The sequence below is a fragment of the Butyrivibrio sp. VCB2006 genome (genome assembly GCF_000420945.1).
In the GTDB taxonomy this organism is placed as follows: Bacteria; Bacillota; Clostridia; order Lachnospirales; family Lachnospiraceae; genus Butyrivibrio.
On sequence record NZ_ATVX01000003.1, the window covers coordinates 102,025 to 116,485 of the forward strand.

General features: G+C 42.6%; 9 protein-coding genes. 2 read left to right on the forward strand and 7 right to left on the reverse strand.

The features are described 5' to 3' along the window. Positions 1-72 precede the first annotated feature (72 nt). Together G613_RS0103275 and G613_RS19000 are read right to left on the reverse strand one after the other, a co-directional pair. On the reverse strand, positions 73-1,731 hold the full coding sequence (locus tag G613_RS0103275; protein WP_029231297.1) for a bifunctional metallophosphatase/5'-nucleotidase: 1,659 nt from the start codon (positions 1,729-1,731) through the stop codon (positions 73-75). 117 nt (positions 1,732-1,848) lie between these two features. Beyond that, on the reverse strand, positions 1,849-3,702 hold the full coding sequence (locus G613_RS19000) for a flagellinolysin (protein ID WP_155828022.1): 1,854 nt from the start codon (positions 3,700-3,702) through the stop codon (positions 1,849-1,851). 202 nt (positions 3,703-3,904) lie between these two features. On the opposite strand from G613_RS19000, the gene G613_RS19980 reads away from it, so the two are divergent. After that, entirely contained in the window at positions 3,905-5,221 is a 1,317-nt protein-coding gene (locus G613_RS19980; RefSeq protein WP_029231298.1) for a flagellin N-terminal helical domain-containing protein, read from the forward strand. A 122-nt stretch (positions 5,222-5,343) separates the two neighbouring features. Here the strand turns inward: G613_RS19980 and ileS are convergent, their stop codons facing one another. After that, the gene (gene ileS, locus G613_RS0103295) at positions 5,344-8,535 is read right to left on the reverse strand and encodes an isoleucine--tRNA ligase (protein WP_029231299.1); all 3,192 of its coding nucleotides are present in this window, start codon (positions 8,533-8,535) and stop codon (positions 5,344-5,346) included. A gap of 418 nt (positions 8,536-8,953) precedes the next feature. Beyond that, the gene (locus tag G613_RS0103300) at positions 8,954-9,640 is read right to left on the reverse strand and encodes an MIP/aquaporin family protein (protein ID WP_029231300.1); all 687 of its coding nucleotides are present in this window, start codon (positions 9,638-9,640) and stop codon (positions 8,954-8,956) included. 277 nt (positions 9,641-9,917) lie between these two features. Between G613_RS0103300 and G613_RS0103305 the strand changes: the two genes are divergently transcribed. Then, entirely contained in the window at positions 9,918-11,519 is a 1,602-nt protein-coding gene (locus tag G613_RS0103305; protein ID WP_029231301.1) for a glycosyl hydrolase family 28 protein, read from the forward strand. Between the two features lie 66 nt (positions 11,520-11,585). Here G613_RS0103305 and G613_RS0103310 read toward each other — a convergent pair whose 3' ends face one another. The 3 genes from G613_RS0103310 to G613_RS18400 form a co-directional block, all read right to left on the reverse strand. Then, positions 11,586-12,680, reverse strand: coding sequence for a threonine aldolase family protein (locus tag G613_RS0103310; protein WP_029674478.1), 1,095 nt, complete (start codon positions 12,678-12,680; stop codon positions 11,586-11,588). A 36-nt stretch (positions 12,681-12,716) separates the two neighbouring features. Further along, a complete protein-coding gene (locus G613_RS0103315; protein WP_029231303.1) occupies positions 12,717-13,211 on the reverse strand; it encodes a GAF domain-containing protein in 495 nt (164 codons plus the stop codon). Positions 13,212-13,344: 133 nt separating this feature from the next. Continuing rightward, positions 13,345-14,445 (reverse strand): GGDEF domain-containing protein, encoded by a 1,101-nt coding sequence (locus G613_RS18400; protein ID WP_081647757.1) that lies wholly within the window; start codon positions 14,443-14,445, stop codon positions 13,345-13,347. Positions 14,446-14,461 lie beyond the last annotated feature (16 nt).

Here is a 14,461-nt window from a genome sequence, read left to right on the forward strand (position 1 = left end):
CTGTACGAATATATTTTACCGCAAATTCGTACAGTCTTTTATTAAATATCCATAAACACAGTTCTAAATCAATTACTTGATAATAGTGATATCCCCACGTGGCTGAGCATAATTTGTACCAATAGTGCCTCTAAGCTCGGTCTTTACATAGTCCATAACAGCTTCATCAAGAGGAATACCTGTATCAAACTGTCCGCTTGCATTAGTAAATGCGTAGTATGTATCTCCGCCTGCTGAGCAGAAGTTATTTGTTACTACAGCATATACGTCTGACTTGGAGAATGGCTGACCGTTTATGCTCTCGATAGATACTCTGTTGATTGAAGCCGGCTTACAATATGTAGAATTCGGATATGTAGCTCCCTTAGCATAAGACTTTCTGGTATCAATTGTAAACTTGATTCCCTTGGTCTGTGGGAAGCCTCCAACAGGCTCAGGTGTGCAGAAAGTAGATGCTTCAAGAACCTCAAGAAGCTCTTCGCCTGTGACATAAACAACAGTTATTGTATTTCCGAAAGGAAGTACTGTGTTGATATCCTTCTTGGTAACAGCTCCTGCTGCGATAGGTGCACGAACGCCACCACCGTTTGTGATTACTACAGTATGAGCATCATCTACTGATACAGCGCCCTTTGTCTTGTTGATTGTCCAAAGCATAGCGTCTGTAATAAAGTTACCATTGTTTGTTTCTTCTGTTCTGTTTCCTGGAGCCTTCTCACCGTTTAATGTAACCTGGCTGGTTCCGATTCCTGCGCTGTACTCAGCATCAACTCTCTTGATGATCTGTGTTGTTACAGCATCTGTTCTAACCTCTTTCTGAAGGTTATCAAGCCAGATAAGGTAACGGTCTTCAATTGACTTAGTTGCATTATCAAGTACTACTACACCGATAGTCTGGAATTTAGTACCTGTCTGGTCTACAGGCATATTATCACTGGTTGTCATGATTGTATGAGAATGACCATCAAGCATAAGGTCTATTCCCTTTGTATTCTTGTAAAGATCTGTACTGCTGTTTCCTGCTGAAGAAGCTTCTGCAGATACTCCAAGGTGTGAAAGACAGATAACAAGGTCTGCTCCCTGAGCTTTAAGGGTGTCAACCTGTCCCTGGGCACAAGCATACATCTCTTTTCCTGAGAGGAAGGTAAGTCCCTTGATAAGAACAGGGTTTGCCTTGGTCTGAGACTCAGGAGTTACCATTCCGAAGAAACCAATCTTCATGCCTGAAGCAGTTGTATACATAGTATTCTGAGCTGCAATGGCATTTCCGTTTGCATCAAAAGCATTGGCACAAACTACCTTGAACTTGGCAATAGCCAGATCCTTCTTGAGTGCATCGTAGCCATAATCAAACTCGTGGTTACCGATAGTTACAATCTGATAACCTGCAGAATTCATAGAAACGATGGCATCTCTTCCCTTGGTGCTGCTAACATAAGGAGTTCCCTGAAGGTAGTCGCCGCAATCAACGAGGATTACCTCTGCTCCTCTTTTCTGGAAATTCTCTTTAACTGATGCTATATAAGCATAACGTCCGATAGCACCATGTACATCGTTTGAATGAAGGATTACTGTTTTACCGCTTAAATCTTGAGGAACATCAAGGATTGTTCTGATGTCCGAATCCCCCACATCCGCCTGTGCCTTAAGCGGACTCTGAATGCATGTCAGCAAAAGTGCTGCCGCCAGCATTACTGCAATTTTACCCAACAAACTCTTTTTCTGTCTCATACTTCCTCCTGTCTAAAAACAAAGAATTAATTGTTACATAAATAATTATAAAAAGAAAAGGCTACCTTTATCAAGCCGATAAAAGTAGCCCCTTCGCTATTTTTTCATTATATGTTGTTACTGAAGAAGTGACAATACTCCCTGGTTGGTTTGGTTGGCCTGCGCAAGCATTGCCTGACCTGCCTGAGCCAGAATGTTATTGTTGGAGAATCTTACCATTTCGTCTGCCATGTCGGTATCACGTATCAGGGATTCCGATGCCTGGGTGTTTTCAACTACATTGTCAAGATTCTTAATTGTATGCTCCAGACGGTTCTGCATAGCACCATAGTATGAACGCATGGTACTAACATTGATAAGTGCCGATTTAAATTTTTCAATTGCTTCTAAGGAATCAGCCCTTGAAATGGTATTGCACATTGAAAGACCAATCGCGTCAGCAGAAAGAGCGAATCTCTTAAGTGCTATTTCATTCTCTGAAGTTGTTTCAGATCCTACCTGTAGATACAAAACTGTCTCTTCGCTGGTGTCTGTTGCCACAGCTTCCAGATTCTTAACATAAAGTGAACCCTGATCTGTAACAGTACTTCCAAATACATTGCTGGAGTTAAGGCTTGGTGCAATTAATGAGCCTGCTCCATTTAGCCCACTAGAATCTCCCGGCTGGGTGGCTTTAGCAAGGGCAAGAGCGAATTTAGCCGCGTCTTCTGCACCACTATTCATTTCTGCAATGGTTCCTGCAACAGTTTTTCCTGTTGGTAAAAGAGAATCTATTATCTCCGTGTATGACTTGACCGCCGAGGTATTACCATTTTTATAGTTTTCTTCGTTTGCCATAAGAGCATTGAAAATCCTATTTGCTCCATCTATCAGGCTTTGCTGTGTAATGTTTTCAATATCTGAGCCACTTGCCAGCTGGCAGAGATAGGCACATTCCAAATATCCATGGCCATATACACGATCTTCAACTGTATATTTATTGAGAAAGTTCTTGGTTTTTTCCAGCTTGACCGCGTCTGAATCTGAACTTGCTCCTATTCTGGCAAGTTCATCATTCCAACCTGTTGTAAAGCCACCACCAATCAGCTGTGCCGTGCCTTCTACAAACCATTTATCAAAATTACCCTTAGTATTATCACTGGTATCTCCTCTATACATGCCTTCTGGCATTAGTACATCCATAACTCCGTGCATAAGCTCATGAGCTATGGTCGATTGCAGCATTTGCATATCTGAATCTGACAGATTTTCGCTTTCATAATCTGAGGAATCCACTTTCATCAAAAGTGTTCCTTCAGCAAAACTATCATGTCCCGGATCTCTCGGGTAAAATGCAGACGACATATAAGCAAGCGTTCCGCCTTGCCCATCTATATATGAAATACTTAAGTCCATTCCATATTCGTCATTGTCACTCTGTAGTGCACTAAGTGCGCCTCCAACCGATGCCGCCAGTTTATTCTCTATCTGGCTCATTGCTGTTGGAATCATCTCTTTAGCTATTTTTTCTGCAAGAGCCCTCTGCTCCGGACTGGCTTCCGTAATTGCAGATCCATTTTTAGGGAAAATTGGGATTTCATTAAAGGTAGTTTTCCCGCCAATAGCCTCTATTTCCTCAATGATTCTCTGTACTTCGGAATCAATATAGCTCCTGTCCTCAGGATTTAATGTATCGTTAGCAGCCTTTACAGCAAGCTCATTGCCTCTTTGTATCATGTCGTGAACTTCTGTAAGAGCACCATCCGCTATCTGGACAAAAGAAATACCATCTTGTGCATTACTGGATGCTTGCGTTAGTCCTCGTATCTGGCGACGCATCTTCTCACTTATCGCAAGTCCCGCAGCATCATCTGCAGCACGATTAATTCTGTATCCAGAGGAAAGCTTTTCAGAAGACTTTGCCTGAGTTCCGGTGGTTATATTAAGTTGTCTGTTAGCATTCATGCCTGCTATGTTATGTTGTACTACCATATTTACTTATTCTCCGGTAATCAGTCCCAGTTCCCTCTTACTTCCACTCTCAGATCTTCTCTGTCTGATATATCGGTTAACAAATGAAATATCATTAGAAAAAGCTTGCCGATTATTTGAAATAAAAATTCATATTCGGCTTAATTTTATGTTTTTTATGCCGATATCTTTATTAGTAAAGCAAAGATATCGAGGGTGAACTATGGTTATTCAGCATAATATAGCTGGCATGAACGCCAACAGACAACTGAATATAACCACCGGAAATCAAGCTAAATCTTCAGAAAAGCTCTCCTCCGGATATAGGATCAACCGGGCAGCGGATGATGCTGCCGGGCTTGCTATCAGTGAGAAAATGCGCAGGCAGATTCGCGGCCTTGCCCAGGCCTCTGAAAATGCGCAAGATGGTATTTCTATGGTACAGGTAGCTGACGGAGCCATGAATGAAGTTCACGATATGCTTCAGCGTGGAAACGAACTGGCTGTAAAAGCTGCCAATGATACTCTCACACGTGATGACAGGTCATACATTCAAGCTGAAATAAACAAGATAATAGAAGAAATAGATGCTATAAATGGAAAAACCACCTTTAACGAAATATATGTATTAAAGGGTACTTCCACAGGAGATGTGGATCTGGGTGTTACTGTTGACAGAGGAACTAAAATGCCGGATTGGGTTGGTATCACAGGAGATGACGGAGGTCATATGTCCAGTACTTATAATACCGATCATGTGGCAACATACGTGGATTTTAGCAATTATTCCCCTGACAAGGCTGATGAGCTTGCAGGAACAGGTTTTCATTTTACCTGCTGTACCTGTGATAAACACTACAGCATCAAGTTTAATAATGGCGGCGGAAATTCTGTTGAAACCAGCGGTCAGCACTATATTTACAACGTTGATATCAGTGGTGCTCAGGACGCAAATGATATCATGGACAAAATCATTGCTGCAACTGATAACGGCCGTCCACAGAGCCATTTTACAGAACTTGCAAAAGCTAACGGGAAACTGGTTGTCTATGACAATAGATCAGGTCAAACCGCAAGCGGTGACGGAGGTCGTTTCGGCGACGGTGTTGCTGTAAAACAGGATCAGTTTGAAGATGGCGTAGGAAACATTATTCTTCAGGTTGGTTCTGAAACAGATAGTCAAAACCAGATTTCCTTGGAAATGCCGTACATATGCGCTCAAACCTGTCATGTAGATCAGGTCAGCGTCATGTCACATAAGAATGCATTAGATGCTATAGAAAGCTTCAAAGATGGTCTTACCTTCGTGAGCTCCGAAAGAAGCCGCATGGGTGCTTACCAGAACAGACTGGAACACACAATCAAGAATCTTGATAACGTAGTTGAGAATACTCAGGACGCTGAGTCACTTATAAGAGATACCGACATGGCATCAGAAATGGTGAAGTATTCCAATAACAATATCCTGGCTCAGGCAGGCCAGTCAATGCTGGCTCAGGCCAATCAGACTAATCAGGGTGTTCTGTCCTTATTACAGTAACCTTTGATACCCGGTAAAAATCATTTGTTCTTAAAACTAATAAAACAAAAGGGATTACCTTCATCATTACGATAAAGGTAATCCCTTTTTATCCCCTCTAAAACCGCATACACAGGTCTTTATTAAACTCTTTCAACACCGATTGTTACTTTCTCGCCGTTGATATCCCACTCTTTAGCATTTGCTACGTCAGATCCATAAACGATCTCGTTAGCAAGAACCTTTGTAGAGATGCTGCTCTCACTTGCCTTAACAATTTCAGCAAGCTTGTCGTTACCATTAAGTGAAACCTTGATGTGATCCATTACTTCGAAGCCTGAATCCTTACGCATGGTCTGAACCTTACTGATAACCTCAAGAACAAAGCCTTCTCTTACAAGCTCTTCTGAGAGGTTAGTATCAAGAACAACTGTGATTCCCCAGTTCTCCTGTGAAACAAAGCCTTCCTTCTGAGCCATCTCGATAAGGAGATCTTCCTTAACAAGCTCTACATCAACATCGTTAACATTGAACTTGATTGAGCCGTTTGTGTTAAGCTCATCCATTGTAGCGTTTCCATCAAGAGTCTCAAGGTATCCCTTGATTGCTCCGATGTTCTTACCATACTTAGGTCCCAGAGTCTTGAGCTGTGGCTTGAAGGTATAGCTTGTGAAGTCACGAACGTCATCTGTAAATGCTACATTCTTGACATTGAGCTCTTCTCTGATGATATCTGTATAGAACTCACCAACAGTCTGCTCTGCCTTAACATACATCTGTCCGATTGGCTGACGATTCTTGATGTTTGCAGCGTTTCTGGCAGCACGGCCAAGAACAACGATATCAAGAACTTCTTCCATATCTTTCTCAAGCTTAGTATCGATGAGGCTCTCATCTACTGCAGGGAAGTCGCAGAGGTGGATTGACTCCGGAGCATCCTTAAAGCTGTTACGAACAAGGTTCTGATAAATCTCCTCTGTCATGAATGGAACCATAGGAGCTGCTGCCTTAGATACTGTAACAAGAGCTGTATAAAGAGTCATGTAAGCAGAAATCTTGTCCTGCTCCATTCCCTTAGCCCAAAATCTCTCACGAGATCTACGTACATACCAGTTAGACATCTCATCAACGAAGTTATCAAGTGCCTTACCAGCCTCAGGAATTCTGTAGTTTGCAAGGTTCTCATCAACAGCCTTAACGCAGCTGTTAAGCTTGGACAGAAGCCACTTATCCATTACTGTGAGCTTATCCAGCTCAAGCTTGTAGTTAGCAGCATCAAATCCATCGATATTAGCATAAAGTGTAAAGAACGCATATGTGTTCCAAAGTGTACCAAGGAACTTACGCTGTCCTTCCATAACTGCATCACCGGAGAATCTGCTAGGAAGCCATGGTGCTGAGTTAGTATAGAAGTACCATCTGATTGCGTCTGCGCCGTATTTCTCAAGAGCGTCGAAAGGATCAACCGCGTTGCCCTTAGACTTACTCATCTTCTGTCCGTTCTCATCCTGTACAAGACCAAGAACGATAACGTTCTTGAATGCAGGCTTGTTGAAAAGAAGTGTTGCCTCTGCGTGAAGTGAGTAGAACCATCCACGTGTCTGGTCTACAGCCTCTGAGATAAACTCAGCAGGGAACTGCTTCTCAAAGAGTTCCTTATTCTCAAATGGGTAGTGGAGCTGAGCAAATGGCATAGCACCTGAATCGAACCAGCAGTCGATAACCTCTTTTACCCTGTGCATCTTCTTGCCGCACTTAGGACAAGTGATCTCGAACTGATCGATATAAGGTCTGTGAAGCTCACATGTCTCTGCGCTAGGATCTCCTGAAAGCTCAGCAAGCTCTTTTCTTGATCCTACAGAGAGCTGGTGACCACAGTCATCGCACTCCCAGATATTAAGAGGAGTTCCCCAATATCTGTCACGTGAGATACCCCAGTCCTGAATGTTCTCAAGCCAGTCACCGAAACGTCCCTTACCGATTGACTCTGGAACCCAGTTGATCTCTTTATTGTTGCGGATAAGGTCTTCCTTAACTTCTGTAACCTTGATAAACCATGAAGAACGAGCGTAGTAGATAAGAGGAGTTGAACATCTCCAGCAGTGTGGATAGTCATGCTCCATCTTAGGTGCGCCAAAGAGAAGTCCTCTCTTATCAAGATCCTTGAGTACCTCTGGATCTGCACTGATTGCACCCTCATCCATTTCCTTCTGAGTTGGCTTGCATCTCATGCCAGCAAAAGGAGTCTCAGGCTTAAGCTTACCTTCAGAATCTACCATCTGTACAAGTGGAGCGTCGTACTTACGACCAACTCTAGCATCATCTTCACCGAATGCAGGAGCGATATGTACGATACCTGTACCATCTGTCATAGTTACATATGTATCGCAGTAGATAAAGAAGCACTTCTTGTGCTGCTTCTCAGCCTCGTCAGCTGCGCACTGGTAAAGTGGCTCATACTCTTTATACTCAAGGTCAGTACCAACGTAAGTTTCAAGAACTTCGTAGGCAGCCTGTCCTTCCTCTTTTGCTAATGAACCAAGAACGTTGTCAGCAAGCGCTGCAGCAAGATAGTATACGTTGCCATCAGCAGCCTTAACCTTAACGTACTTCTCATCAGGGTTTACGCAAAGACCGATGTTAGATGGAAGTGTCCAAGGTGTTGTTGTCCATGCAAGGAAGTATGCGTCCTCATCCTTAACCTTGAAACGAACGAGAGCTGAACGCTCTTTAAGAGTCTTATAGCCCTGTGCAACCTCGTGTGATGAAAGAGGGGTTCCACAACGTGGGCAATAAGGAACTACCTTGAAGCCCTTGTAAAGAAGGCCCTTCTTCCAGATTTCGTTAAGAGCCCACCACTCTGACTCGATGAAATTGTCATCATAAGTGATGTATGGGTGCTCCATATCAGCCCAGAAACCAACTGTGCCGGAGAAGTCCTCCCACATTCCCTTATATTTCCATACAGATTCCTTACACTTCTTGATGAAAGGCTCCATACCATACTCTTCGATCTGCTCCTTACCATCAAGGCCAAGAAGCTTCTCTACTTCGAGCTCAACAGGAAGACCATGTGTATCCCAACCAGCCTTACGAGGAACTGTATATCCCTTCATTGTGCGGTATCTAGGAATCATATCCTTGATGGCACGTGTGAGTACGTGTCCGATGTGTGGCTTACCATTAGCTGTTGGAGGGCCATCATAGAACATATACATCTCACCCTTGCTGCGGGTATCAACACTCTTCTGGAATATGTCTTCTTTTTTCCAGAATTCTTCAATCTTTTTCTCTCTGCCGACAAAGTTCATGTCAGTTTCGACTTTGTTATACATATTGAGCTCCTTTCTTGATACAAAAAACCCTCGTCCTTGTAAAAAGGACGAGGGCTAAAATTCTAGTCTCGTTGTACCACCTGTTTACACATACGCGCCAAAGCATCATCGAATACTCCGGTTGAATACGCTTCCCGTTAACGCCGGGATGTACGGCAAAAATCTACTGAATTACGAATAATATCTGTTCGATTCTGCAGCTCAGAAGTGATATTCGAATAGTGGCTACTCGCACCGGCTCACACCAACCGCCGGCTCTCTGAAGGCTTCGCTTACTACCTACTGTCTTCGTCACAGCTTTTATTATTATATTAACGTTCACATAATACTATTAATGTATTTATTATGCAAGAAAAAAATCCCAGGCCACATATAGTGGTCTGGGACTGTTAACAACTACAATATCTATTACCTGCAATCAGTTGTCAAGTGCCTTGTAAACAACTGCTGCAAGAGCTGCACCTACAAGTGGTCCAACAATGAATACCCAGAGAGCAGCGATAGGAGCTGTATTTCCTGTGAATGCTGCTACAAGAGCAGGTCCAAAGCTTCTAGCAGGGTTAACTGATGTTCCTGTAAGTCCAATGCCAAGGATGTGAACAACTACCAGTGTAAGTCCGATTACAAGTCCGCCAAAAGAGCCGTGGCTTGCCTTTTTGGATGTAACTCCAAGAATAGCTATAACAAAGATAAATGTAAGAACTATCTCAACAAGAAGTCCTGCAACAGGGCTTCCGTTTACTCCGTCAAGACCGTTAGAACCAAATCCGCCTGTCTGATCTGTTACTCCGCCAAGACCGAATACAAGAGCAAGGATTCCTGCGCCTGCAAATGCGCCGATGCACTGAGAAATAACATAACCAACGAACTCACTAACTTCCATTCCACCAGATAAAAGAACTCCCAGTGAAACTGCAGGGTTAATGTGGCAACCTGAGATGTTGCCGATTGAATAAGCCATTGCTACGATGGTAAGGCCAAAGGCAAGAGCTGTTAAAAGATAGCCTGATCCGCTTGCTGCATCGCACCCAACCAGCATAGCTGTTCCACATCCGAGAACTACAAGTGTTGCTGTTCCAATACATTCTGCTACATATTTCTTCATACCACGCCTCCTGATATTATATTATTTGAGATGTCTTTACATCCCTATTTATCTGTTGTCACCCCATTTTCGACAACAAATTTGCGATACACTACTATTATAGTCATTCCAACGAAAAAGTGTTAGATTATTTGCACAATTATTGAATATGTCAGTTATTTTTCTAAAACTGAGTTGAATATGCCATATTTATCGACATTTTTTATTTGATGATATCCCATTCAAAATGTAAGATTAATCTAATGAAAACATTTAAATTTTTAGGAGGAGTTTTGCCATGATGGATTTTGACTTTCTTTTGGATTACAGAGCGCTTGATACAGAAGCAGAGGTTTTCTGGGATATGCCCCTTGATGCCACTCCTTCCTGCCGCTATCAGGTATTTGTAGATGGTAAAAAAGCTGATGAAGTAAGCAAAACTCATTATTCTCTCAAGGACCTGACACCGGATACAACTTACGAGGTTGAAATTGTCATATGTTATCCGTCAATAGATCAAAAGTCTCTTGGCCAAATCAAGGTTCACACTAATTCAGTAAAAAGAAATATCGACGTCACGAAAGCTCCGTATAACGCCGTAGGCGACGGTACCCACATGAATACAAGGGCTTTACAGGATGCCCTTGATGCCTGCGATGAAAGCTCCAGGGTCTATATTCCTACTGGAACCTTCCTTACCGGTGCGCTGAACGTGCACTCAGGTACAGAAATATATCTGGAGGAGGGAGCTCTTTTACAGGGAACTGAGGATCCTCTTGATTATCTTCCTAAAATTCACAGCCGCTTTGAAGGCTATGAGATGGAATGCTACAGAAGTCTTCTGAACCTTGGAGAGCTTGATCATGATGCCGGTTTCAACTGCGAAAATGTAACTATTCATGGAAAAGGTTCTATCATCGGCGGCGGATGGCCGCTGGCTAAGGCCATTGCCAAGATAGAGGGGGATCGTCTCAAGGAATACATTGCTTCTCTTGGAGATAAGATCAAGGACTACGAAAGACCAGAAACCATCGCCAACAGATTCAGAGGTAGACTTATCAATATGAGTAACTGCCGCAACATCTGGATTCATGGCCTTACCCTTGGATATGCTCCTTCCTGGAACATACATTTTATTTATTCAGATCAGATTGTAACAGACCACTGCACCATTAAATCTGAAGGTATCTGGAATGGAGATGGATGGGATCCTGATTCCTCCACAAACTGCACCTTGTATGCCTGTGATTTTTACACAGAGGATGACTCTGTTGCCATCAAATCAGGCAAGAATCCTGAGGGCAATGTAATAAACAGACCAACCAAGCACATAAGAGTTTTTGACTGCGTAACTAACTTCGGCCATGGCCTGTGTATAGGAAGTGAGATGTCAGGCGGAGTCGAAGATGTACGTCTCTGGGACTGCGAAATGGGTCCAACCTGGTCCGGCATAGAGATAAAAGCCACCAAGAAGCGTGGTGGCTATGTACGAAACATCCTGGTTCGCGATATCACTGCTTCTCACATTCAGATGCACTCTGTAGGCTACAATGACGATGGTGAGGGCTCCAAGGTTCCACCTCAGTTATCGGATTGCCGTTTTGAACGCATGTATCTTCTCGGAAGATATCTTGATAACAATGCCGGCCGCAACGAATGGCACGACTGTCCTTCTATCCTATTGTGCGGTTTTGACGAGCCCGGATACGAAGTAAGTAATATCGAATTCAAGGACATCACAATGGAGGATCTCGCAGGAAGAAGCGATTTTTATAAGAGCGTAGCTGAAGATCATGCCAATTCCTCAGGTTCAGGAAGCGAAGCCAATAAGAATATTCACATGGAATACTGCAAAAATATATCTTTTGAAAACATGACGCTGGTCCCAAGAACCAAGTAAAAAAATAAGCATCTACCCGATAGTCTCATGCATCAGATTTTCAGGTAGATGCTTTTTCTTTTGATATTAAAGGTACTTCATAAGTTCATCGATGTCATCGCTTGTGGTTGCCCAGTCTGTGGCAAGCCTGATAACAGTGTGATTATCGTCGAATTTCTCCCAGAATCCGTAGCCCACGCGCTGTGCAAATTCTTTTAACCTGTCATTTTCCATGACAATAAACTGCTGATTTGTAGGAGAATCTATAAACAGCTGATAGCCCTTGTCTGTAAGCTTATCTCTAAGAGCTTGTGCCATATCAATGGCATTCTTACTGATATCCATATAAAGATTGTCAGTAAAAAGAGTGTCAAACTGAAGGCCAAGAAGCCACCCCTTAGCAAGAAGAGCTCCGTGCTGCTTGATAACAGGAATTGGATGGGCGGTTGGCACTCCCTTAGGGAATACTACAGCCTCTCCGAAAAGAGCTCCCACCTTGGTTCCTCCAATGTAGAACACATCCACGAGGCTGGCTATATCCTGAAGGGTGACATCTGTTCTTTTACTCATAAGTCCATAGCCAAGCCTTGCTCCATCAAGAAATAGTGGAATCTTATACTCCTTACAGATTCCGGAAAGTTCCTCCAGCTCTGCCTTGGAATAAAGAGTTCCATACTCAGTTGGATGGGAAATATAAACCGCTCCCGGGAACACCATATGCTCATGGTTATCGTCATCATAGAAATTAACAAGAAGCTTTTTAAGATCTTCTGCTTTTACCTTACCAATCTGATCGTTGTAAATTGGAGCCTTCTTGCCATCATCTGATGAACATGTCTTTCCCTGCGGGATACTTGGAAGTGTCAGAACCTTGTGGCCGGAAAACTCAATTGCTCCGGCTTCATGGGCTGCCACATGTCCGGTCTGAGCTGCCACTACACCTTCATATGGCTCAAGAAGCATGTCCATTATTGTCTGATTGGTCTGAGTTCCTCCAACCAGGAAGAATACATCCGCATCTGGAGCGTCGCAGGCTTTTTTTATCTTATCTGCTGCGCTTTTGCAATAATCATCCGTTCCATAACCAACTATCTGCTCAAAGTTTGTCTCCGTCATTCTCTGAAGAATTTTGGGATGAGCGCCCTTTGTATAATCACTTGAAAAAGAAATCTTTTTTCCCATGTCATTTTCTCTTTCTATATAGTATTCAGTATGCAATCAGTTCTCAGAAAACTGATCTTCTCTAAGTCCGTTAAATCTGCAGAAGTCTGTTTTTTCCTCAATGGTCTTAACGAATTTCTCAAGTCCGACCTGGTCTTCAAATTTAAACCTGTCTAAACTTGGACTGTCTATATCAAGAACACCAATCACCTTGCCATTGCAGTGCATAGGAATAACTATCTCAGAATTAGATGCTGCATCACATGCAATATGTCCTGCAAATTTATGTACATCCTCTACCAAAAGAGTTCTATCCTCCTTGGCTGCAGTTCCGCAAACACCTTTACCAAGAGGAATTCTGATACAGGCAACCTTCCCTTGGAATGGCCCAAGCATAAGTGATCCCTTATCCATCAGATAGAATCCTGCCCAGTTAATGTCCTCAAGATTCTCATACAAAAGCGCAGACGCATTGGATAGCACCGGCATAAAAAAGTTCTCATCTTCAGCTAAAGATTTAAGCTGCTCTGTAAGCATATTGTAATCTGTCATTTCTAACTCCTCCTGTCAAAATTATCTTTTTTCCCAATACATTGAAAATGGGTATGGGGTCTTCCCTGACCTCATACCCACGATTCTAACACTCTTTTTGCTTGTACACAATCTATTTGTTATAAACTTTCTATTAGTACACTACTCTGTTTCTTCCGCTTTCCTTAGCGTTATACAGCTTATCATCCGCTGTATTAACAAATCTGTCAACTGTCATATCCGAATTGTATGTTGCTGCGCCGATGGAAATAGTGAGACCGATTCTCTGGCCCTCACTTTCAAACTTATGATTTTGTACTTGCAGTCTAAGGTTCTCCAGGAATTCACCAAATTCCTTAAAAGAAATGCTTTCAGGCGCGATGAGCATGAATTCTTCTCCGCCCCATCTGCCGTACAAAAGTCCGGAACCACTATTGGCTTTAAATATTGTCACAAGCTCTCTTAACGCTTCATCTCCAACATTATGGCCATATGTATCGTTAATATTCTTGAAATAATCTATATCTACTATAGCTATCGAAAGATTGCTGTCAGGATAGGATTTGGCTCTTTCTACCTCTGCATCCAAGATGATCTGCATGCGCTTTCTGTTGTAAATTCCTGTCAGATAATCATGATCTGCAGCACTTTGAAGCTCAAAGTTTTTCTTGGACATTCTGAAATTATATATTCCTGTGTCCAGAATAATAGCAAGAAACGAGATGACAGCATTAACGTAAAACACTATTTCCGCAAGGCCATCACTTATGTTGTATCGAGTTGACAATAGTCCGTGATTTCCAAGGTAAGTAAGCATAATAAACGTAATGATAATAACCGCACTGAAAGTAAATATCTGTCTCTTTTGCTTCTGTGAAAGCTTCGGAGAAAAGATAGGCAAAAAGATGCTGGCCAAAGTACCAAATAGCCATAACTGGACACCGGCTTTTACCCCAAGGAAAATTGTGGCCAAAGCTACATGGAAATATACCTCCAAGATCATAATCCACACGGAAGTAAGTGTACGACCTTTTAGCACGATAAACGCACTGACTACATAGGTCAGAATACTGGCAACATTGATTATTATCATTGGAGTACATCCAAATGCGATGTACAAAATCTCCAAAAGGCAATGAACAACACAAAGTCCGATGGAAAAACCCAGGTACTGTTGCTGATCCAGGTAATCGACATCGTCCAGTTCTCGGTATGTTCTATCCCTCACGGACATTTTACTATCATTAGTTTTCATACTATGATTGTAATTC